Origin of the sequence: Algicola sagamiensis DSM 14643 (genome assembly GCF_000374485.1) — a bacterium.
Taxonomy (GTDB): Bacteria; Pseudomonadota; Gammaproteobacteria; order Enterobacterales; family Alteromonadaceae; genus Algicola; species Algicola sagamiensis.
On sequence record NZ_KB894493.1, the window covers coordinates 306557 to 329970 of the forward strand.

Consider the following 23414-nt stretch of genomic DNA (forward strand, 5'->3'; position numbering starts at 1 on the left):
GTCACTCTTCGTCGAGTCCAAACAGTTTTGTTTCTTCTCGCATTGTTTGAATTAAAGTTTGCATATCCTCAGGGACAGGGGCTTCGAACTCCATCCAGTCGCCATGGATTGGGTGATGAAATTGGAGACGAACCGCGTGCAATGCTTGCCGTTTAAATGATTTGATTTGCTCAATCAACTCATCAGTCGCTTTTTTCGGTAAACGGCGCAATCCACCATAAAGCGGATCACCCACCAATGGATGTTTCAGGTGTGCCATATGGACGCGTATCTGGTGTGTACGGCCGGACTCCAACCTTAAGCGAAGGCGCGTGTAATGGCGAAAGCGCTCAGCAACACGGTAGTGAGTTTTTGCAGGTTTTCCTGTTTCGATCACCGCCATATGCGTCCGTTTTGTTGGATGACGACCGATTGGCTGATCGACTGAACCACCCGCCGCAATCGTGCCAATTGCAACAGCTTCATATTCTCTGGTTATCTCACGATCTTGGAGCATCGCCACGAGTTGCGTTTGTGCTGGCACAGTTTTAGCCACAACCATCAAGCCCGTTGTTTCTTTGTCCAGGCGATGAATGATCCCTGCCCTCGGCACCTCACTTAATGCAGGGTCATGATGCAACAAAGCATTAAGCAATGTTCCATCTGCAATGCCTGCGCCAGGGTGAACCACTAAACCAACGGGTTTATTAATGACAAGGATATCTTCATCCTCGTAAATAATATCCAATGGAATATCTTGGGCTTCCCATCGCTGTTCTGCCTCGATCTCTGCTTCAATGCGGACCGACTCACCACCCATCATTTTCGTTTTAGGTATATTAAGCAGGTTATCATTAACCCATACCCGATCGTCTAAAATCCACTCTTTTAGACGACTTCTCGAATATTCAGGGAACATTTCTGCAATTGCTTGATCTAAGCGCTTGCCGGTTAATTCTTCAGGCACAATGCCTGTCAGTTGAAATTGTTGGCTCATAACTACAATTTAATCTTTATGCGAGCATATTATCTGGGTAAACTTCACTGCTAGATAGTCTACAGGAAAAATTCACAGAAGTGTTATAAGGAACACAGATTCCTTATTCGCTGGATTTGACTTGTGAATGCAAAGCAGGTCCTAACTAACACAGGAAAACTATGAAATTCATTAATCGCAGTACATTGATTATCGCTATCGTCTTAGGCACACTTGGCCTGACTGCATGTAGCTCAAACAATAATGAAGAAGATAAAGTTGCTCGTAAAGCGGCAGAAAACCTGTATCAGGACGCGAAAAAGGCAATGAATTCTGGCCTTTACTCGCGGGCAATCGAGATTTTAAGTGCAATTGATAGACGTTTTCCGTATGGTGCAGTCAGTAAACAAGTGCAAATGGATCTGATTTATTCCTACTACAAAACAGGCGAAACCGCGCAAGCGCTCGCATTTATTGATCGTTTTATTCGACTTAATCCAAATCATCCCAATGTAGATTATGTCATTTACATGCGTGGATTGACGAATATTCAAGCTACTGACGATTTTGTGCAAGACATATTTGATATCGACCGCGCTGATCGTGATGTCAAAGTGACACGTCAGGCTTTTGATGACTTTAAGCGTCTTGTAACAGAGTATCCAAAAAGTAAATATGCCAAAGATGCCAAACAGCGTATGGTCTTTTTGAAAAATAAACTTGCCAGCTACGAGCTCAAAGTTGCAGATTACTATATCCGTCGAGGCGCATATCTAGCTGCAGCGAATCGCGGCAAATATATCGTCGAATATTACCCAAACAGTATCTATGCCAAAAAAGCGTTGGAAATCATGGTCCATAGTTATACGGAACTTGGCTTGAATACACTTGCACAAGATACGCAAGCTGTATTGATGAAAAACTATCAGTAAATATTGCTGTCGTTTTTGTGTGGGTTCGATCGATGCACTGTTTGATCTAACCCACAGAATACTCATCCGTAGGTATATTGTGTCATCAATCCTTTGCTGAAAGTGGCTTATATTTACCGCTCAGCATATTTTGATAAATCACATCATATGTTCCATCTTTTTTCATTTCCTGCAATGCCACATTAAATTTGCTGATATAAAGTTCATTAATCGCAAACTTTCGAGAGAGCAAAACATGGAGCGGTCTTGCAACCACACTCTTCGGGTGGGCGATAAATAAAGACTGCTCTTTCTTTGAATAGTCTTTACGGATCAACTCAAGGCCAACAGTATTATCAATCACGGCAATATCGATTCTACGGTGAAACAACATCTTTAGCGCATGAGTCTCGCTGGTTACAGTGACAAAATTATATTCTCCAGAGGCTTCTGCTTTAGCCATTTCATTTCCGTTGTTATAGCCTCGCATAATTGCAACACGATAGGGCTTTAAGTCTTCAATGTCATTCCAGCGGATGGGCTTGTCTTTGTGATAAAAAATCGCGACTTTATCAATCATCACAGGCTCAGAATAAAAGAAGTTTTGCTGACGTTGAGGTGTTTTCGCCCAAACAAGCGTGCCATCAAATGATTCATGCGCAACATGCAGCGCCCTCACCCAAGGAAAGAATTCATAGCGCACATTCAACCCTACACGATGAAAAGCCTCTGTGACAATATGCGAAATGGCACCATACTTTGGTAGCCCTTTTCCAAGATATGGTGGCCACTCCCCATTTGCCAAACGGATCTCCTTCCCATTGACAGGCATAGATTGAAAGTAAAGTGAAATAATGAAAATAATCAGGCACTTTATTCGCAATGGTCATTTTCCTGAGTCAAGCAAATATCTCGTCCTATTGTGGTTCTGATTATGCACTTTTTCCATATTGAAGCTTGATTAAGCGATTTATTCCTTCCTCAAAGGGCAAACAATGCCGCACAAAAAATATTAATCACAAAAATTAAATTAAACAGTCATTAATTTGTCAAAATAAAGAATGAAAAAGTAGCAATACCCTAAATCACACGTGATATAAGGGTTCAACTAAAAGGAATGAAATTCGGGAGAAAGTATCAAGGACAAACAATACATTAGTTTTTCTTATGCAAAACCATAATTTTTTTCGTTTGTCGGTTCGTTAAATTCCTTCTAATATACGCACCGTACTCTGAGCTAGCGCAATGGTTAAGAGATTTCTTAACTCGGCACAGATTACATGGAGTGTGGTCCTGTATCACCTCCTTGGATTAACTTCCTTCCTTCAACTTGTTATTGGTTTCTGCCCACTCAATTTGAGTGGGCTTTTTTTTTGCCCACGATCCTCATGTACGCTTCATCCTTCCTCACGTTATGAATCAAGGCTAGAAATGGTACTCATACTTCAAAAAATACAAAAAGCGACTGTCGATTGGGTTAATTTCTTCTGTTTGGTAACTGAGGTTCATATGAAGCAATCCATTAAAGACTGGGTATTCAAGACCAAGCTCTATTCCTTTGGAATCAACGGGCAATTTCGTGATACCGTGATGGTCGCGATCACCACTCCCCTGGTTTAGTTTTATCCAGCGAAGTTTTGCCCAGTAAGTCAGATCTGACTCGAGGCTTTGGTTCATTCCAAAAACAACGGACTGACTGTCACTGTCATATGTACTGCCTAATGCACGTCCATAGCGACGATATCCACTTTTAAATATATGGTGCTCATAGGCCACATCATATTGTGAAGCGACGGTATCCGAGGCTTCAATAAAGAACTTGGTGACCGAACTATTGAGCCAATTTGGTGTGTAATTTAAGCCATATAAAAAGAACTTCTTTGAAGGTGCAAACCCAGACTCATCTTCACCTGCCAATTCAATATATGCAGAAATCGGAATTTCAAACCACGGATAACCATGAAATACGACATCCATCGAAGCAAGCTGATTACCTGGTTGCTCCCCCCCATCATTGTCTTGACCTAGCAGGACCTTCGTAAATGTACTCATGTTTTGAGAGCGATCATCACCACCCCATTGTGCAATCCTGTTTAAACCGATCTCTAGTGAGGGAATGGGACGAAAACCAAACCGCATCCCCCATACAAGTGTATTTGGTACAAAGCCACTGTTCTCCGCTCTCCCCAAAAAAGTCGTCAACCTCCATGAACCCACCCACCGGAGAAAACTGCTCTCAAAGGGTAAATTTTCTCGCCTAGTGATGCTCACCACAGGCAATGGCCGAGCATTATTACTCAGAAGTAATGCACTATCATTCCCGGGTCCCCACCAGCGAGACATTTGGTCAACCGATAATATCCAGTTGCCTGAGTTCATCGCCAAGAAGCTTCCATCAAATGTGCGCTTATGGTTTGGGAGTTCATCCCCGTTATTCCAAGTGACTGATAAACGACCAGAGAAGTTTTCCCAAGTGTACTCGGTAAAAGCAGTCAGTGACTGTTTGACACTTTTTCTAGGGCCAAAGCCTTGAAAATGATAACCACGATCACCGGATTGGAGTAGAAATCCTTTTTGGAAATGATGTTGCTGCTCATAATGGAACCGAGATTTTAGCGTATGCATTGCAGCACGAACCACACCTGCTGGCTCTTTCAACTCTATTGAATCAAGTTGTTTTTTCACTTCCCCCCAATTAAGCGGATAAGTGTTCGTCGGCATATTGATGAGCCCACGACTGGATAGGACATCGATCGCATGTCTGAGCCTCATTTCATCAGTTTCGATAAATGGCGATGCAAAACAACTTCCTACCATCGGCCCAATAAGAACAATCGTTGTCTGTATCAACCTGAATTTCAAGAACACGCTCCGTCTCCCTCAGCTTACAGATTCGAGATTGCTGCAACAGCGACCGCAGATTGATAAATAATCTGTGTCGCCTTTTGCCATAAGGTCAGGCTTGGTAAATGTCCCGCATCGAGTGGAACAACAATGGTATCCCCAGCAGAAACTTCCAAGCGTTTACCATAGCTAAACCAATTCGACTTTTCTGGTAACACAACCAAACCATTGCGTTTAATCACGTAAATCCGTTCGCTGTCTGCCTGAGAACGTAATCCACCACTATTTTGAATGTATTCATCTACAGACCACTTCTGATGATATAAGTGAGCAGTGGAAACCTGTACTTCCCCAATCACATTCACTTCACTGGTGACAGAAGGTATATAAAGTACATCCCCATCTTCCAAAACAATATCGGGGGCTTCCTGAGCCATCAGTAAATCCAGATTGATAACGAGTCGCCCCACCGCTTCCAAATCATTTAAGCTATCCACTAGTTCCTTGATTTGACCGATCTGTAACGAAGAGTAATCGGGTTGCATCGAGATCAATGCCAACTCTTTGCTGAGGGTATTTGCCATTTTTCGAGTATATTTTTCTTCTTTTTCAATGAGTCGTTTCCTCGTAAATACAGCGCCATTTAATGATGCTGCGTCATTAAAACCCCCAGCTCTCAAAACGGCTTCTCTCAGTCCATCACCGGGAGAAATAGTATATACACCAGGAAACTTCACCTCTCCCTGAAGCGTCACAGAATGCTCTTTCACATAATTTGGCGTGTTGAAGATATTTAAAACATCCTTCGGCTGGAGCACTTCTTCTCGCCCCGGAGTCCCAACCTGTAGACTCACTTCCAGATATTTCCGGACAGCATTACTGTTTTCACGGGAAAAATACATTCTGTTTAAGTGACCTTTTGGAATGTAAGCCCCATCTATCAACCCACCCGCTGCTCGAAGTGCCACATCAATTGTTGCATTTTCAGTTAAGGGATAAAAACCGGGGTACTTCACAGAGCCTCTTACTTCAAATGTTTTTAGTCGTTCCATTGGTGACGATTGAATTTCAATGAGTTTTAGAATTGGATAAATCAGCTGTTCACGGGTGTAAAATTTGGTTTTCTCAAAGAGTTCAAAACGTTGCTTAGGTTCCAAAAAGCTCATTGAAACTATATAGTTATCAACTGGCTCTACCTCTTCTTCATCTTCTTCTTTATTCTTCGATTTCTGGATTTTCTTCTTATTCTTTTTTTGTTTCTTTTCCTTGTCTTCTGAGTGAAGATCAGCTTTAGCGTCGTCCTCCTCCAACTTTCCAAGGCCTTTCAATTCTTGTGGGATTTGCCCTTCCACTGCACTAAAGAAAATCACCTTGTCATTTGGTAAGAGTTGAGAGAGGAAAGCCTCTTTTTTTGTCAGATCAATCGCTTTTAACCCAATATGTCTTAAGCCATTTTTTTCATTAATAACGACAACATACTGTTCGTCGGTTGTTGAAAGTAATGAGACCTCTTTAAGAAGCTCTTGAAAGGTGAGATTGGGGCGCCATTGATAAAACCCAGGGTTCTGGACATGGCCGAACACCCAAACTGACTGTTTGATGATATTGGATTTTTCTGAAGCAACCACATAATCACCGGACTGAACAGCAAAGCGTGGTGAATCTTTCAACTGGATTTGAAAACTCTCCTGCGCACCATTTTCTAAATAGCGGCTGATAAATAAGTTCGCCCCTTGATTGTTTTGGCTAGAGCCGCCAGCCAATTGGATCAACTCACTGAGGTGTGTTTCTTCATTGACTTCATAAATGGCTGGCCGCTTAAATGCGCCATCGAGGATCACCTGACGCTTAGCGACTGGGATATGGATCACATCGCCTGGCTCCAGACGAATGTCATTTTTAACGACACCATTGAGCAAGAAGTCGTAAAAGTCATATCTTGCGACAACCTTTCCATGTCTTTTGACGGTGATTTTGCGCAGTGACCCAACCTTAGTCGGCCCACCACTGGAGAATAAAGCGTGGGTGACCGTCGACAATGAACTGAGCTCATAAGTCCCAGGTCGCTTTACTTCACCCACCACATAAACTTGGACACTGCGCCGTTCCAAGAGAGACACATAAGCCTTCTCACCTAAGTGTTGCTTTTCGTAAAATGAAGAAATCAAAGCCTTCGCGTCTTTAAATGACATGCCACTGACCGATATCGGCTTCAAATTAGGGATTGCGATACTGCCGCTCCCACTGACAATTAGCTCAAACTCATCTGCATCTTTTCCATAAACATACAGCTGAAACACATCCCCTGGACCCACAATATAATCATCTGGTACGGGGATATTTTCAGGAATCTGAAAGGACGGCTTCCCTTGCCCATTGAAAATGCTATAACCAAAAGGCAAAAGCTCCTTTTTTGCATCTTGCTTGTGTAGCTGATCATCCTCGAGCTGATCTTCATTTAAAAACTTCGGGTCCATCGGAGAAGGCTTTAACTTCTTTTGGAAGCGCTGACCAATTGATCCGCTTTTTTCCGAATAGCCCATTTGCTTCATTAACTCTTGTTGTTGCTGTTTAGAAAGAGAGCGAAATTTTTGCAACTGTGCAGGTGTGGGAGAAGATGCGGTAAGATTGGGAGAAAAAGTGAATAACAAGGAAAACACGACTGAAAACAGACAAAAGAGTTTTACCCCATGGCAGTTCATAAACAACCCCTATTCAAAGAATTGAAATACTTTTTTTCTTAAAAAGAAAGCAACTGCCAAACGTACTTTCTTCTCTTTATTCATTAGCGACGAAAAATAATAATATCCATAAAACAGCTAAACTCAAAGATTAATTTTTTGATAAAGAAATAAAGATAACCGCAACCTTTAAAAGGCTGCGACATAAATATTGTCATATGGTGTCATTTTTCAAGAATTAACCGAGACGAATAGTAGAGATAGAGAAAGCCATTGAAATCGAAATAAACATAAAAGTAATTCTAGAATATCGTTTTATTTTTATATACTTATCAAAGCTATAGCTTGTTGTAAAATCGACTGACTTACTCCCCAATATGGAAATAGCATCATTTTGAATAACAGACAATAATTGCATCGTGCTTCCTTGATAATTGATTTCCTTTTTTAGCTCATGGCTATGTGTCAACCCTAATGCAACATACGCCAAAACAAAAACTACCTTAAAAATCATTAAACCCCATAAAATTACATCAACCAAAACTTCTCCTTTACTTCCTCATTCAGGTTTAATCTGTATGAATACAGGCAGCTATCCACACTAACCTGGCACTACCAGCTCAAATATCAGTCAACCCATTTTCAAAATATACCAGCCTTCTTTCGGTAGAAGGAAGTATACATATTTTTTTCGAAGATCCTATTGCTTGAATCTTGCAGAAATACGATATGAATTTGTTTGCTATTCCCAAAGGGCATGCAAAACCTTTCTAAATAAAGATCTATACAAACGTAGCTTAAGCATATATACGAAAAACTACTGCTAAAAATGGGGGGATTACAATACCGCTAGTACACACTTTCTGTCACTTGTTCGACATCAAGCAGCTATTTTGATCTCTTGTTATAGAAAATAAAGACACGCCACACATAAAATGTCGAGCCTGCTATCAAGCAGGCTCTGGGTCTAAGTCGTGAAAAATAATCGTTAATGATGATTATTCGTATGTCCAGCTGACAGTGAGTCCTTCAAATGCCGCATAGCCACGGACACCGATGTACCATTTGCCAGCATCTGGGTTGCTAAAGGAGCACTGCTCTGCATTGCCCCATTTATATGGGCGGCAATCGTATTCGCCAGTGGTGGGTTCTGCGCCTTTTCTAACATAGAGGTCCGCGTCGCCTGTACCGTCTTTTGTTTCAATATTGAATGAGGTTGCCCCAGCTGGGATCGTGACTTCATAGCGAACCCATCCATCCTTGGCACCAGAGACATCCGTATGGGTTTCTCCACCCCGGTCATCACCATCCGCATCGTGCTTACCGACTAAAGTCACACTCTTATAATCGCGATAACCACGTAACATCACATACCAGTCTCCTGATTGTGGATCCGTGAAGTTACAGGTCTCGTCGTTGCCTTTTTGGAATGGACGGCAATCGTAGTCCATGAGTGTGGGTTTGCTCCCGCGTTTCACATAGAGATCAACGTCCCCTTCCCCACCTGCGGTCTCGAAGCTGAGTGACGTTGCGCCTGCTGGAACTGCCATTTTCCAATACCGCATACTGTCATAATCACCCGCTAAATCACGGACTGGCTTGCCGTTTTTCAAGATATCGTCATCATTTGGTGGCTCGCCGCAGTCTGTGGTAGCACTTAAGTGGTCATAGGCGGATTTCGCTTGAACAATCCCCCAGCCGTATTTGTTGTCACGGCCAGCGTCACCTTTATCCTTGGCTGTGGTGTTAAGCGCTTGGCGAATATCGCCGACCGAGCACTCAGAAAAGTTTGACCAAACCAGTGCAGCAACTCCTGAGACATGTGGCGTTGCCATGGATGTACCGCTCCAAGCCGCATAACGATTATTTGGCAATGTAGATTTTACACTAACACCCGGGGCTGCAATTTCAACTTGATTGTTATATTGCGAAAAGCTAGCGACTTTTTCTGAGCTATCCACCGCAGCCACGGACATGACCGCGTCGTAGGATGCTGGGTAGGATTTATTGCTATTTCCACTGTTGCCTGCTGCCGCAATCGACAAGATACCTGCATCAAGCGCTTGTTGGAATGCGCCCCCTTCTGCCTGACTTGATCCACTACCACCAAGACTCATGCTGATCACATCCGACCCTGCTGCTTTACATTGGTCAATGGCTGCAATTAGGTTTGAGCCATATGCCCAGCGGCCATCATCATCAAACACTTTCACAATGTGCAGACCAACAGTGCCACTGGGGTTAACACCAACGACACCTTTATTGTTATTCCCAACCGCTGCGATTGTTCCAGCAACATGCGTTCCATGACCATGTCCATCGTTGAACCAATCGCCTGTATCATGACTACCGTATCCATCATCACCGGTTATGCCACTGTTCATCAAATCTTCGTGTTCCAGATCATAACCCGTATCCATGATGCACACTTTTTTATTACTTGCGTTCGCATCACTCACCTCAGGTGCTTGAACCATCGTGATCCCATAGGGTGTTTCTTCCGCTAATAAGTAACGTTTTGGATCGACTTCAATCAGCTTAATTTGTGCATTCTTTGATAAAGACTGGATTTCAGTTGGCTTCATGGATATCGCTGCACCACCAATACTGGGAAGGATCAGTTCTACTTGACCTTGAACTGATTGTGCAAATGCTTCAATGGCCATAGGTGAAAGCTGCCCCTGAGACATCACTTGTAACTCACCTTGCGCTAAAGCAACTTTAGGCTCAGCAAATTGAACTATATAACGTTGCAGGTCTGATTTTTCTGCTTTTGTTTGATAATGTAAAAGCTCAATTGCAGCTGAAACACTGAGAGATATAAAAGAAAGGGTAGAAACACAACCGAATGTTGTTAAAGAAACCGTTTTCATCATTAATTTCCTTTTGCTAATCAAAATTCTCACCATTATTTATGAGTGAGTGGTTTTAGGTTTAGGCAATTAACAATATTTTTTCAAATACACTCATCTCAAATTAACAATTCTGTCTTTTTTTCTATTCACTATGTTTTTTTATTTTTCATTATGAAAACAAAGAAAATTAAGACGAAATAGCAACCAAAAACTGTTTTTTACATGATAATGAAAAGTTAATTTTTATTGTCGAAAATCCATGCACTTAAATAGGAAAATAGAACCATTTAGAATTTTATTGTCGATGTTTGGTGGGATTGACCAGGCTGCTATCTTGCACTATACCTAGATTGAACAAATATTTTCCGCTTATATTTCAATAAGAAAGATCATATAAAATTCTAAGAATACGATAGAATATGCACCTATTTTATTACACATTGATTTTTGTTATCAGTGTTTTTTTTCTAACCGGGTGTCTTCAGCAGGATGAAGAGTACCATATCAAGACACAAGTACATCTCGCTGATTTTTGTCGTAACAGTCAATTTCACCTGACTGATCTTCGGCTTTTTATTCATCAAGTAGCCCTTCAGGACTTTTCTGGAAAATGGCATGATTTGCAATTCAATCCAGAGGTCACTCATCAAAATCGTGCCGTTGCATTACTCGACTTTCGCCAAGCAATGACCTCTTGTGAGCAACAATCCGAGAATACACCTGCGATCATAGGCTCCCTGCCGAAAAACAATTACCAGTCAATTCGATTTAACCTTGGCGTCCCTTTTCAAGAAAATCATGCGGATCCATTGCTGGCGACAGCACCACTCGATGATACCAGCATGCACTGGCACTGGAATGGTGGTTATAAGTTTATGCGGTTAGAGTTAAAATCAAATCAAAAATCTTATCGATTTCATCTAGGTAGTCTTGGCTGTGAAGGAGAAATCGGCCAAATCAACCATTGTCGCGTCCCCAATCGGATCCAAGTTCAGCTTGATCAGTTTTCACCAAAAAACGATGTTTTAACAATTGATATTGCACATTTACTCAAGCAGACACTATCGATTGCGCCCCCTCAACGAACTTGTGCCGAAGATATGGAGCCGCGCTGGTGCCAAACGACGCTGTCTTGGTTAAAGGCATTGTCCTGGTTAAAAACAAAAACACCCGTTCACCCTGCACTTCAATCAACCAAAATATAGGCTTTCTATGCGTTTCATTACGATCCTCTTGGCTTTCATGTCCAGTCTTTTTGTTGGTGGGATTGCAGCCTATCATGTTTGGCAACATCAGAGTTTTACCTGGGATTTACCAAAAGAAATCCCGCCACCACCTGTTCCTGAAGATAACCCAATGCATCCAGCGAAAGTCAACTTGGGCCGATTTTTATTTTACGACACACGCTTGTCTCAAAATCAGCAGATCTCCTGTGCAACCTGTCATATTCAAAAATTGGCATTTAGTGAACCACGAACATTAAGCCAGGGTCTACATGGTAATCTCACTCCTCGAAATGCGATGTCTTTAACCAATGTTGCTTACAACCCAAATTTTACCTGGGCGAACCCACTACTCACACAACTTGAACATCAAATGCTGATCCCTTTATTCGGCGAAGAACCACCTGAGATGGGTATGGCTGGTCAGGAAAAGGAGCTTGTGGAACGATTGCAACAGGTACCTATCTATCAATCTTATTTCTCAAAAGCATTCCCGAATGAAGATAACCCAATATCAATCAATAATATGATCAAAGCGATTAGTAGTTTTCAGCGCACCTTGTTGTCATTTAATTCCCCATATGATCAATATCTTCAAGGGGAGCATCAAGCCATTTCTGATAGTGCGAAACGCGGGATGAAACTGTTTTTTTCTGAAAAAACTGAATGTTTTCATTGCCACGGTGGGTTTAATTTTTCGGACAGTAGTGTCCATGCGAACTCGCGTACTGTTCCTTCTGAGTTTCACAACAACGGCCTATATAACCTCGATGGAAAAGGCAGCTACCCAAAAGACAACCGTGGCTTATATACATTTACGTTGAACGCATCCGATATGGGAAAATTCAGGGCGCCAACGCTGCGCAATATACGTGTCACAGCCCCTTACATGCATGATGGTTCAATCGCGACTTTGGAAGATGTACTTGAGCATTATGTGGATGGTGGCAGAACCATTCTTGAAGGACCAAATAAAGGCTTTGGCTCAGCAAACCCTTATAAAAGTGAGTTTGTGGTGGGGCTTATTCTGACTGATGAACAAAAGTCAGATTTATTGGCATTTTTAGATAGTTTAACGGACGAAGACTTCCTCACCAATGAGCAATTTACCAATCCTTGGCCATTGCTGCAGGAAGAAAGTGCTTCACATTAATCTTTAGTGCCCAAGGTAAGCGTTGAGCATCCAAATCGACTTTTCTTGCTCTTTGATGTAATCACTCATCAAAGATGCTGTTCCTTCATCGGAAAGCTCAGCTGCATCATCCAAGATCTCACGTTGCATACGTAATAAAATTTGGAAGCTCTTGAGGAGCGAGCTCACACATTCAGCGCCATTAGTCAGGTTTTCCGACTCTTCAATCGTGCTGTCTTTAATGTAATCTGAGTAAGCATGGACTGGCACAGAGCCTAGTGTTAATACACGTTCTGCAATTTCATCGACTTTCATTAACAAGTCATTGTAAGTTTCTTCGAACTTTGCATGCAACTCGAAGAATGATTCACCACGAATATTCCAATGAAAACCACGAACATTCATATACAAAATTTGATAGTTTGCCAGAAGCTCATTGAGTTTTTCTGCAAGATTATCTGAGCCTTCTTTTTCTAAACCGATTTGACTTAAAGCTTCCATTGTTTCCCCTTTATAAATCTAAATTTGTTTGCATTTCAAAACTTAGGCTAAAAACTTAAGATAAGAATAGACGTTTCTTTGCAATATCAAAAGCGATTAACCTCTATCAAGTTAATCGCTTAAATTTATTAGATATTATCTTCTCATTTTGTGTGTTGAATTGACCACTCGCGGAATATCTTCTTTTTCATGTCATAGGCAACAATCCGGTGATGATTGGTATCTGCAATCAATAGCTTATCGCCTAAGCGAGTCAAACCTCCAGGCTCAGACAGTGTGAATCCATCTTGAGTAATACTCTTCACCGTTCTGTCATTGGCGTCAATATATTTGAGCTTATGATTATAGGTATCCAAGATCCAGACCTCTTGAGGTGAAACCGCATAGACACCAAGCGGATGTTGAAGTTGTGCTTTTTGCCAATAGCCGTCTTTATCTCCAAAATCAAACAACCCCGTACCAATCCATGTCTTCACTCTTTTTTCCTTGACATTAATCGCGCGAACCGCAGAATCTTCTGAGTCAGCGATGAGCAGCAAATCACCCGCAAAGCTCAACCCCGACGGTTGACTGAAAGCCGCTTTATCTAACTTACCATCGGTAATATCTTCATAACCACTTCCTGCATAGACACTTAATTTATTTTCTGAAAGAGATAGCTTCCAGATCTGATGCGTTCCTGCCATCGCAATATATAAGTCCTGCCCACGCTTGGCGAGTCCCCAAGGGGAGCGGAGATCTGTTCTTTTAGGGTCGGCGTAAATCCCATAACCACGGCCCAATTTACCCGTTCCAGCAATCGTTGTGACTGTCCTTTTCTTCAAATCAATTTGGCGGATAGCATGGTTGTTCGTATCTGCGACAAACAACATTTCCCCATCCAGAGTGACCCCCTGAGGTGAATTGAACTTCACTTTCTGGTAGCTACCATCCGTAAAGCCAGATCCTGTGCCGCCAATCAAGTCAGTCACTTTACCCTGTTTGTCTGTGATCACAATCCGATGATTGAGTGAATCTGCAATAACGACACGTTGCCCATCAGACGTAATTTTACCCGGTGAATCCAAAAAAGTATCCGGCTTGCTTTCTAGATCTATCGGGAGTGGTTTACTGGATAAACGGTACTTGTGCTCTTCCAGCAAGATTGTAATCGCCTTATGTAATGTCTCGTAATGCCCTTCGCCTGATAAGTTTCCTACATGTTCGCCATTGGGGTCAAACAGCACAAACGTTGGCCAAGCTCGGGCCTGATAACGCCGCCATAATTTAAACTCAATATCATTTGCAACCGCATGCTGGATCTCATAACGACGCACAACACGCTTCAATAGTGCTGTATTTTTTTCATTATCAAACTTTGGAGAATGAACAGAAATAACGGCCAGGTGTTCCCCAAACTCCTCTTCTAATCGATGAAGATCCGGAATGACATGAATACAGTTGACGCAGCCATAGGTCCAAAAATCCAGAAGAACGACTTTACCTTGTAGGTCTTTTTCAGTCAGTGGACGAGAAACATTGAGCCACTCCAGCTCCTTGGAGAGCTTTAAGCTCGGTAAGGCTTCCATCGTGCAGGAGCACAAAAACAACATTATAAATAGAACTCGGATCATCATATTGCCTCTTTTAGCGCACATGGGTCTATTGTGATCAAGAACGTGGAACCTTATTTTTTCTTTCACACCTTGACATCGGCATGTTCAAAAAAAGTTCATATTTTATAAATTACATTCTCGTTACACTGAGTGGGCAAGCTGTTCTCGCATACATAATAATAAACAAATGTAGGAACACCCCACATGCACTATCGATATAAAACGATTCAACATCACTTCAATCAACACAAAATTCTTAATTTATTATTGCTCGTCGTTTCTATGACATCATATGCAGCAGCCAACGATTATTATCAGAGTTGGATGCACCGTGCGATCACCCTGCAAAGTCAACTCGATTTCCAACTCCCCATCAGTCAGGCAAGCTTTTTGTATACCCATAATAGTTATAACTCAGATGCCTACGCGAATCTTGGCAGTTATTGGGATCCCAATCATGAACTGAGTCTGACCCAACAGCTGAATATGGGCGTTCGTGCCTTAGAGCTTGATATCCACTGGACATTAGGGACTCGATTTAAGAAAGAAGTCTTACTATGCCATGGGACCGATAAACATATCGGTTGTAGTGTCTTTGATCGCCGTTTAGATGATGCCTTAAAAGAAATCGCGAACTGGTTAAAACAGCCACAACATCGCAATGCGCTACTGACGATTTACATGGAAGATCATTTAGATGGGCACTACCGAGAAGCGATCAAACTTATTGAAAATCGAATTGGCCAATGGGTATATCGTCCAGACGGATGTAATCGTTTCCCTCTGCACTTATCTAAAGAAGCCATCCTACAAACAGGGAAGCAAATCCTGCTGATTGGTGGAGATTGCGAGAATCATCTTTGGTCTTCTTATGTTCATGATTACCTTTGGACCACCAAAAATGGCTCCTTTTCTGGCTTTCCCGAATGTACGGTCAATGGCTTAACAGCCCAGCAAGTTAAAACACGTCTCGTGCGTATTTATGAAGATGCAACGCGATTAACAGATTGGTTTGGTAAGAATCATCCCATCACAGATTCATTTGCACAAGAGGCAATACAGTGTGGACTTGGGATCATAGGTGTCGAACCATTAAGATTCTATGATAGCCGAATGAAAGCAATGATTTGGAGTTGGGCTGAAGGCGAGCCAAATAATACAGGCGGTCGCGAACATTGTGCCGTGCTGAATCAAGACGGTCGTTTTAATGATATATCCTGCGACAAGCAATTTGCTTATGCATGTTATCACTTCTCAGAAAATACTTGGAAAATCACAACACAAAAAGGCACTTTCCAAACAGGTCAGCAAATTTGTCAGGCATCATTTGGGAGTGATTACGCTTTCTCTGTACCTCATACTGCACCTCAACTCATAGAATTACTTCAATTGAGACAGCAAATAGATAGAGAAGGACATCAATTATGGCTGAATTACTCAGACTTTAGCATTGAAGGAAGATGGAAATTTGATCAATACAGTGGTGGCTAAAACACTCCCAAAATGTCCAAGAATAACCATTTCAAGAAAAATGCGCATGGATGCGCTCAAATATATTATTTAGAGTGAATATTCTAACCTTGCGATTTTATACGCAATTTTACCGATCTTCGTTTCGAAAAAACAAAATAAATGTAAATTATGTAAATATTTACTTTGAATTCACATTTCACTCCTGTATAAATGCCCTCGGAATTAACACAAAGTTTACCTTAGAGGTACGTATAATGAAAAAGTATTTCCGATTGACGCAGCTTTCTCTTCTCGTTTCGCTTGGCTTTCCTTTCATGAACGCACAAGCTGCTGGTCAATGTGATGCTCAAACAATTGCTGGTGCTTCTGGCGCTTCACAACTTGCAGCAATCAAAACAGCAGATAATAGCTGCTATGGTAGCTGGTTCGGTGCAAATAAAGAAATATTCGAAAAGCTATATACCGATCAGCAAGTCATTGAAGTGAATCAAGAGCTAAAACGGCTCATTGCATCCTATCGTGGAGAAGATGAACAAGCGAAGCAGATCACAAACTTAGGTGAGTTTATTCGTGCAGCATACTATGTCCGCTATAGTATCAAAAATGAAGTTGGAGATTATCCGAAAGAATTAGATATCGCGATTTCCAAAAACATTACTGCTTTTTTAAACAATCTACACGCAAAAAATCTTGGTCGTGATCAGGTTGCAGCTTTAAATAGTATGACGATCATGACAGATAACGTGAAACGACTACAAGATAATATGGCTCGTATGGTTCGTTTACTGGATAGCTTTAATCAGGATACCGCGAAAGAAACCCAATATGTTGGTGCATTGAATAACCTTTTCCGCGCAATGGCTGGTCATTCAGGGCGACAAGCATACTATGATCACGTTGCGGCAAACCCACGCTATGTGAATTCAATCTATCAATTTGTTTTGAAAAACGATTGGGCGATTGGTACGGATGCGGAATTCATCGTTGCAAATGCATCTCGAGAATTAGGTCGCCTTATGGGGATCGGAGATCAGCGTACCAAGGATACTGTTCTGAAAATCTATCAAGATCTCCTGACACGATATCCACTTGGAGGTAAAAGTGACAAAGTTTGGGTCGGTATAGCAGAAATGGTGACCTACTACGCTCGTGATAAAGCGGCAGGTCTTGGGCTTTCTGATGCCAAACAAAAGCTTGAATCCAAGGTCATGACATTACGACATCGTTGTCATGGACCTGCAATCGTCAGAGCACAAAACATGACGAAGCAGCAAGCAATGGACAGCTGTGAAAAACTGACCAAGCAGGAATCACGATTCCACCAGCTTGTCCAAACCAACCATGCACCCGTGGCGAACGATAAAAACAAAACCGTTGAAGTTGCAGTATTTGACTCCAATAAGGATTATGTCACTTATTCGAGCTTCCTATTTGGAAATACAACGAATAATGGTGGTCAATATCTGGAAGGCGATCCAGCAAAAGATGGAAATCAAGCTCGATTTGTTGCATACCGCCAGGACAACCATCACGGCTTCGCCGTTTGGAATCTTGAGCATGAATATGTCCATTACCTAGATGGTCGATATAACCAAAAGGGTGGATTTAGCCATAACTTAAAAGAAGGCTATATCGTGTGGTGGTTAGAAGGATTTGCCGAGTACATGGCCCACCAACAAGACTACCCGGAGGCTGTCCGCCTAGCGAAAGAGAAGACATATACACTTTCTCAAGTGGTTGCAACTTCATATAACAATGACATCAATCGTATTTACCGCTGGGGTTATCTTGGTGTTCGTTTCTTATTTGAGAAGCATCCTGAAGAAGTTCAACCATTACTTGCATTGAGTCGCTCTGGAAATTACAAAGGTTGGGCATCACAGATCAAACGTGTAGCATCCCGCTATGATAATGAGTTTAGCGCATGGCTTGAGAGCGTCTCTTCTGATAGTTCTGTTCAACAGCCACCGACACCTGCACCAACAGTTCCGGATCAAAATACAGGGCAACCGGATCAAGGTAATAATGAAAACGTCACTGCCCTACTTGCAAACCACCCAGTTCGTTTATCTGGCGAACCATATAGCCAAAAGTACTATTTCGTTGATGTACCTGAGAATGCGACTTCATTATCATTTACAATAGCTGGTGATGGTGATGCTGATTTATATATCAGCCATGAGAGAAAGGCTCATTACTATGATGCTCAATACTCTAGCCCATCAGTTGGTAGCAGTCATGAAACTGTGAAAATTGATTCTATTCAACCAGGACGCTATTACATCAGTGTTGCAGGACGAGGCGCGTTTAATAACGTTCAACTTATTGCAAACGTTCAATCCACTGGAACAACTGAGCCAGTGACAACGACGCCACAGGAGCCAGATACAACCGTTACACCAGATGAGCCGACAGATCACGGAAATTCAGATCAAACAAATACTTCACCATCTGGCCAAGACGATTTATCACCTGTCAGAGTTGAAGATAGAGCACCAATACGCCTTGATATTCATCAAAGACGTTATGTTGATTTCTATGTTCCGGAAGGCTATAGCACTGTCCGAGTATGGTTAACTCCTCAGTCTGAAACAAATGCGAATGTCAATCTATATGTCTCTGAAGGAAACTGGCCAAGCACATCAACATATGGTGCAAAATCAGAAAGCTCTGATAGCCATGAATATATTGAGCTACCTGTTTCTCAAAGTGGTTACGTTTATTTGATGCTGACTTCTGATCAGTATGCAGAAGGTCTTGAGCTGTACGCAACTTACTTCTAATCTCGGTCCATCAATCATCCAACAAACCCTCTGCCAGTTCCTGGTTGGGGGTTTTTACTTCTTATCACAACTTAAATAGTCATTCATGACATGATAAGATCCCACAATAAAAAGAAAAACCTGAGTCGCTTATGGCCAATAAACCCTAAAAAAATAGAACTTACCCTCAAAGAAGAAGAAAAAAATACACCATCAAAAAAACTAAAAAGTTTGAATTCTTACGTCCACAGGTCGAAAGCAGAATTTTTGTGTATCGAGACAGCTTTGCTGATGAAGGCGTTATTCAGCAAACTTTCAAACAGCATGACTACGACTTATCATTTTTAAAGCGAAGTAATCAGGTTTTCGAGCAATATCAGACCATCCTTGACGAAGGGTACATTCCACTCATTGTTGATTGCGGTGCAAGTATTGGTGCATCAGCGCTGAGTTTTAGTGCATGTTCCCAGATGCAAAAATCATCACGTAGAACCCGATCCAGAGAACTTTTCTCTACTGAAGGAAAATACCGCAGATCTGAATACTGAATACGTGCAATATGCGATATCGAATCAATCTGGTCAGCAAAAGCTCGTGGATCCAGGTGATGGAGAATGGGCATATCGACTTGGTGATGACAGTGATGAAGGTGAAGTTGTGAATGTCATTTCAATGACTGACTTACTGGATAGTACCACCGATAAAAAACTAAAACCATTTCTACTCAAAGTTGATATCGAAGGTGGAGAAAAAGATCTATTCACTGGAGATACATCCTGGTTTGATCTGTTTTTCCTCTCAATCGTTGAGTTGCACGACTGGATGCTTCCTACAGAAGGGACAGCAAAGCTATTTCTAAAAATGATTGCTGATTTGGAACAAGACTTTATTTTTCGTGGGGAAAATATTTTCTCTGTTCGATACGAATAGTACCAGATAAGCATGATGATGGGGGTTGTCGTTGATCGCCCCTCTTGATATCCATACTGTGATCTATTCTTTTTATCATTTCATCAAAACATCATTGAATTCTCCACGCAGCTTTTCTACAAACAGCTATGCTTTGTCAGTGCATGAAAGCACCTTTGTACCCAACTTATTTAATTTCATAAAAAATTCACTCGTCAGAGTTGTTAAGCTAACACGTGTACGCTAAAGTATCCCTGCTTATCGATCAGGACGAAATTCAATGTTTAATACCAAAAATCAATTTAATAAAGAAGAAATTCTTGCATGTAGCCGAGGGGAATTATTTGGGGAAGGTAATAGTCGGCTTCCAGCACCAAATATGCTCATGCTGGATCGTATCTCCCATATCGCTGATGTTGGTGGAGAGTACGATAAAGGAGAAATTATTGCTGAATTAGATATTTCACCTGATCTCTGGTTTTTTGATTGTCATTTTATTGGTGACCCTGTCATGCCTGGCTGCCTTGGCCTCGATGCAATGTGGCAGTTGGTTGGCTTCTTCCTTGGCTGGTCAGGTGGTGAAGGAAGAGGTCGAGCGCTCGGTGTTGGTGAGGTGAAATTTACTGGCCAAATCCTCCCTAGTGCTACACGTGTACGCTATAAGATTGATATGAAACGTGTCATCAAACGCAAACTCTTTATGGGCATTGCCGATGGGTTTGTAGAAGTCGATGGCCGTGTCATTTATACCGCAACAGATTTAAAAGTTGGTCTGTTTAAAGATACATCAAGTTTCTAGCTCAATTTTTTTCAAGCTTGGCGCATAAAAAGCCCAGTATGTTCTGTCATGCTGGGCTTTTTAATTGGCTCACAGCAAATTGGCATGTTACCAGATTCAGTCAAGGTGTATTGATCTCTTCAACCTTTATGTATCAATACACCTGGATTTTATCTTTCCATTAAATCTGCTGGAATATCCTTGCGCATACTGTTCCAAACACCACCACTTTCTAATCCGTATTTTCTGACAAAAATAACGGCTTCATCATGTTTGCCTTGCTTCGCATAATCTTTCAACTTGTGATAGAAATTATTTGCGATTTTTCTTGCTTCCGGGTTACTAAAGTAAAAAGATGCAATCTTACTATATAAACTGCGAAACCCATTCAGCGTCAAGACATAGATAGCATTGCCTGAAGCAAGGGCCAAATCATGATTCAACTGATAATCTCGATGTGCAAAATCAACCGGGTCATCACCCATGTGCTCAACTTTACTCAATGCTTCAAGTACTTTTTCTTGATTATTTTTGATCGCCGCACGGATATAAACTGCGCTGATATTTGTTTTTGCGGATAAAAGCTGATCAACTAATTCAGGCATTCTGTCCTGATCTAAACGAGCCAGTGTCTCTAAGATATTCAGCCCAGAAGTTTCCCAGAAGTTATTGACCTTTGTCGGTTTCCCATGCTGAATCGTTAACCATCCATCACGGGCCAAACGTTGAAGAACTTCACGTAACGTTGTCCGTGTAACACCAATTAACTCAGAAAGCTCGCGCTCAGCAGGTAAAATAGAGCCCGGGGCAAATTTTCCATTCCATATCGACTCTACGATATATTCTTCGGCAAACCCTGCTGGACTTTGTGCTTTAATTATATTCATTTACGTTGTAACTCGTTTTCGAATGATTCATTCACCTTCACTGATTGTACCAGATGATAGCGCTTGCTCAAGCACTCAGAGCTTAAAACTAAAGTACTATTTTTATTCTTTTCCTTTAATTTTCGCAAGAAACTTCCTACAAACCGAAAAAATTCTCTACAATTATGTCGTACCTAATTTTTTAATATCGAGTTAAGCATAGAGAATTATTCGTTTTTTACTTGAAAAACATGACATGCAGAGTGTATGGTTCCACCATCTAAATAATATGTGTGCAGGAAGGTATCAATATCATCATGCAATATTCAATCCCCGCAGCTTTCTATAAGAACTTTATGGGGAATGCCCCAGAATGGTATAAGAATACGATTTTCGCGTTTTTGGTGATAAACCCCATTCTTTTTTATTTCAATCCTTATTTGGCAGGCTGGGTACTCGTACTCGAGTTTATTTTTACGCTCGCCATGGCACTCAAATGTTATCCACTGCAACCCGGTGGTTTACTCGCATTTGAAGCCTTACTCATTGGTATGACGACCCCGGGGCATGTTAAACACGAAATTACGGAAAACCTGGAAGTTCTCCTCCTGTTGATCTTCATGGTCGCAGGGATTTACTTTATGAAGAACCTCTTGTTATTTACCTTCACGAAGCTCTTGATCCGATTGCGCTCCAAAGTTGCACTATCCGTTGCATTTACCTTCTTTTCTGCGTTTTTATCCGCATTCCTTGATGCGTTGACTGTGATCGCAGTCATCATCAGTGTTTCTGTTGGTTTCTACTCGATTTACCACAAAGTTGTCTCTGGAATGAAAGCCGGTGGCGGTGATCATGACTTGAGTAACGACGATCAAGTAGAAAGTATGAAGCGAGAAGATCTTGATGGCTTCCGTGCTTTCCTGCGAAATCTGATGATGCATGCAGGGATTGGTACCGCATTGGGTGGCGTATGTACAATGGTTGGTGAACCACAAAACCTGATTATTGCGCAAAAAGCAGGTTGGGAATTCATCGAATTCGTTATTCGAATGTCTCCGATTACGTTCCCTGTATTTTTTGCGGGCCTCTTAACAACCTTCTTTCTAGAAAAAACTAAGGTCTTTGGCTACGGTGCTCAGCTCCCTGAGTCCGTCAGGCACATACTGGAAGAATACGATAAAGAGGAAGATAAACAGCGTTGTATTCGTGAAAAAGTAAACCTGTTCGTTCAGTGCCTGATCGCTTTATGGCTTGTCGTTGCACTTGCATTCCATTTAGCTGCGGTTGGCTTAATTGGACTATCCGTCATTATCTTGGCGACGACAACAGCTGGCATCACGGATGAGCACCAAATCGGAAAAGCATTTGAAGAGGCACTCCCCTTCACCGCACTTCTTTGTGTATTCTTCGCCATTGTTGCGGTTATTGTTGACCAAGGACTCTTTAAACCTGTCATTACAGCTGTGCTGCAATACGATGGGAAGATGCAGCTGCTGATGTTCTTTATTGCCAATGGTGTCTTATCAATGGTTTCTGACAATGTTTTCGTCGGGACGGTTTACATCAATGAAGTATATAAAGCGCTTGCTGATGGACAGATCACACGTGATCAGTTTGATATGCTTGCTGTAGCAATTAATACAGGCACGAACTTACCCAGTGTTGCAACACCAAATGGACAGGCTGCCTTCTTATTCTTGTTAACATCATCGATTGCACCACTCATCCGGCTTTCTTATGGGCGAATGGTGATTATGGCTTTCCCATATACAATCGTCTTAACCATTGTCGGGATGATTTTCACCTATACATCACTTGAGTCTTGGACTCAGAATTTCTATGATTGGGGCTGGATTGAACATGCAAGTAGTCTACCTGCTGCAGAAGTCAAAACAGACGCACACCATTAATAGAAATCAATGAATATGC

At 41.7% G+C, this 23414-nt stretch carries 17 protein-coding genes; 8 read left to right on the top strand and 9 right to left on the bottom strand.

Annotated elements, in window-relative coordinates:
• Window position 1: 1 nt before the first annotated feature.
• Window positions 2-976, bottom strand: a complete 975-nt coding sequence (gene rluD, locus C505_RS0107195) for a 23S rRNA pseudouridine(1911/1915/1917) synthase RluD (protein WP_018691920.1) — start codon at window positions 974-976, stop codon at window positions 2-4.
• 161 nt (window positions 977-1137) lie between these two features.
• Here rluD and C505_RS0107200 point away from each other — a divergent pair, with 161 nt between their 5' ends.
• Window positions 1138-1887, top strand: coding sequence for an outer membrane protein assembly factor BamD (locus C505_RS0107200; RefSeq protein WP_018691921.1), 750 nt, complete (start codon window positions 1138-1140; stop codon window positions 1885-1887).
• A gap of 85 nt (window positions 1888-1972) precedes the next feature.
• Here the strand turns inward: C505_RS0107200 and C505_RS0107205 are convergent, their stop codons facing one another.
• The 5 genes from C505_RS0107205 to C505_RS0107225 form a co-directional block, all read right to left on the bottom strand.
• Window positions 1973-2749 (bottom strand): substrate-binding periplasmic protein, encoded by a 777-nt coding sequence (locus C505_RS0107205; RefSeq protein ID WP_157368871.1) that lies wholly within the window; start codon window positions 2747-2749, stop codon window positions 1973-1975.
• 542 nt (window positions 2750-3291) lie between these two features.
• Window positions 3292-4734, bottom strand: coding sequence for a capsule assembly Wzi family protein (locus C505_RS0107210; RefSeq protein WP_157368873.1), 1443 nt, complete (start codon window positions 4732-4734; stop codon window positions 3292-3294).
• A gap of 17 nt (window positions 4735-4751) precedes the next feature.
• On the bottom strand, window positions 4752-7412 hold the full coding sequence (locus C505_RS0107215; RefSeq protein ID WP_018691924.1) for a polysaccharide biosynthesis/export family protein: 2661 nt from the start codon (window positions 7410-7412) through the stop codon (window positions 4752-4754).
• 217 nt (window positions 7413-7629) lie between these two features.
• Window positions 7630-7932 (bottom strand): hypothetical protein, encoded by a 303-nt coding sequence (locus tag C505_RS0107220; protein WP_157368875.1) that lies wholly within the window; start codon window positions 7930-7932, stop codon window positions 7630-7632.
• A 457-nt stretch (window positions 7933-8389) separates the two neighbouring features.
• Window positions 8390-10264, bottom strand: coding sequence for a S8 family serine peptidase (locus tag C505_RS0107225; protein WP_018691926.1), 1875 nt, complete (start codon window positions 10262-10264; stop codon window positions 8390-8392).
• A 401-nt stretch (window positions 10265-10665) separates the two neighbouring features.
• Here C505_RS0107225 and C505_RS0107230 point away from each other — a divergent pair, with 401 nt between their 5' ends.
• The gene (locus C505_RS0107230; RefSeq protein ID WP_018691927.1) at window positions 10666-11451 is read left to right on the top strand and encodes an MbnP family copper-binding protein; all 786 of its coding nucleotides are present in this window, start codon (window positions 10666-10668) and stop codon (window positions 11449-11451) included.
• Window positions 11452-11458: 7 nt separating this feature from the next.
• Window positions 11459-12622, top strand: coding sequence for a methanobactin export MATE transporter MbnM (locus C505_RS0107235; protein WP_018691928.1), 1164 nt, complete (start codon window positions 11459-11461; stop codon window positions 12620-12622).
• 3 nt (window positions 12623-12625) lie between these two features.
• Here the strand turns inward: C505_RS0107235 and C505_RS0107240 are convergent, their stop codons facing one another.
• Window positions 12626-13102, bottom strand: coding sequence for a Dps family protein (locus C505_RS0107240; protein WP_018691929.1), 477 nt, complete (start codon window positions 13100-13102; stop codon window positions 12626-12628).
• Window positions 13103-13245: 143 nt separating this feature from the next.
• Complete coding sequence (locus tag C505_RS0107245) at window positions 13246-14715, bottom strand: thioredoxin-like domain-containing protein (protein WP_211215060.1); 1470 nt, start codon at window positions 14713-14715, stop codon at window positions 13246-13248.
• A gap of 186 nt (window positions 14716-14901) precedes the next feature.
• On the opposite strand from C505_RS0107245, the gene C505_RS21715 reads away from it, so the two are divergent.
• From C505_RS21715 to fabA, 4 genes are all read left to right on the top strand, one after another.
• Window positions 14902-16188, top strand: a complete 1287-nt coding sequence (locus C505_RS21715) for a hypothetical protein (protein WP_018691931.1) — start codon at window positions 14902-14904, stop codon at window positions 16186-16188.
• Between the two features lie 236 nt (window positions 16189-16424).
• Window positions 16425-18953: a M9 family metallopeptidase gene (locus tag C505_RS0107255; protein WP_018691932.1), complete on the top strand. Its 2529-nt coding sequence runs from the start codon at window positions 16425-16427 to the stop codon at window positions 18951-18953.
• 435 nt (window positions 18954-19388) lie between these two features.
• Complete coding sequence (locus tag C505_RS0107265; protein WP_083938292.1) at window positions 19389-19862, top strand: FkbM family methyltransferase; 474 nt, start codon at window positions 19389-19391, stop codon at window positions 19860-19862.
• A gap of 259 nt (window positions 19863-20121) precedes the next feature.
• Window positions 20122-20640 (top strand): 3-hydroxyacyl-[acyl-carrier-protein] dehydratase FabA, encoded by a 519-nt coding sequence (gene fabA, locus C505_RS0107270; RefSeq protein WP_018691935.1) that lies wholly within the window; start codon window positions 20122-20124, stop codon window positions 20638-20640.
• Window positions 20641-20789: 149 nt separating this feature from the next.
• Here the strand turns inward: fabA and fadR are convergent, their stop codons facing one another.
• Window positions 20790-21506, bottom strand: a complete 717-nt coding sequence (gene fadR / locus C505_RS0107275; protein ID WP_018691936.1) for a fatty acid metabolism transcriptional regulator FadR — start codon at window positions 21504-21506, stop codon at window positions 20790-20792.
• A 296-nt stretch (window positions 21507-21802) separates the two neighbouring features.
• Between fadR and nhaB the strand changes: the two genes are divergently transcribed.
• The gene (gene nhaB / locus C505_RS0107280) at window positions 21803-23395 is read left to right on the top strand and encodes a sodium/proton antiporter NhaB (protein WP_026317810.1); all 1593 of its coding nucleotides are present in this window, start codon (window positions 21803-21805) and stop codon (window positions 23393-23395) included.
• Window positions 23396-23414: the final 19 nt, after the last annotated feature.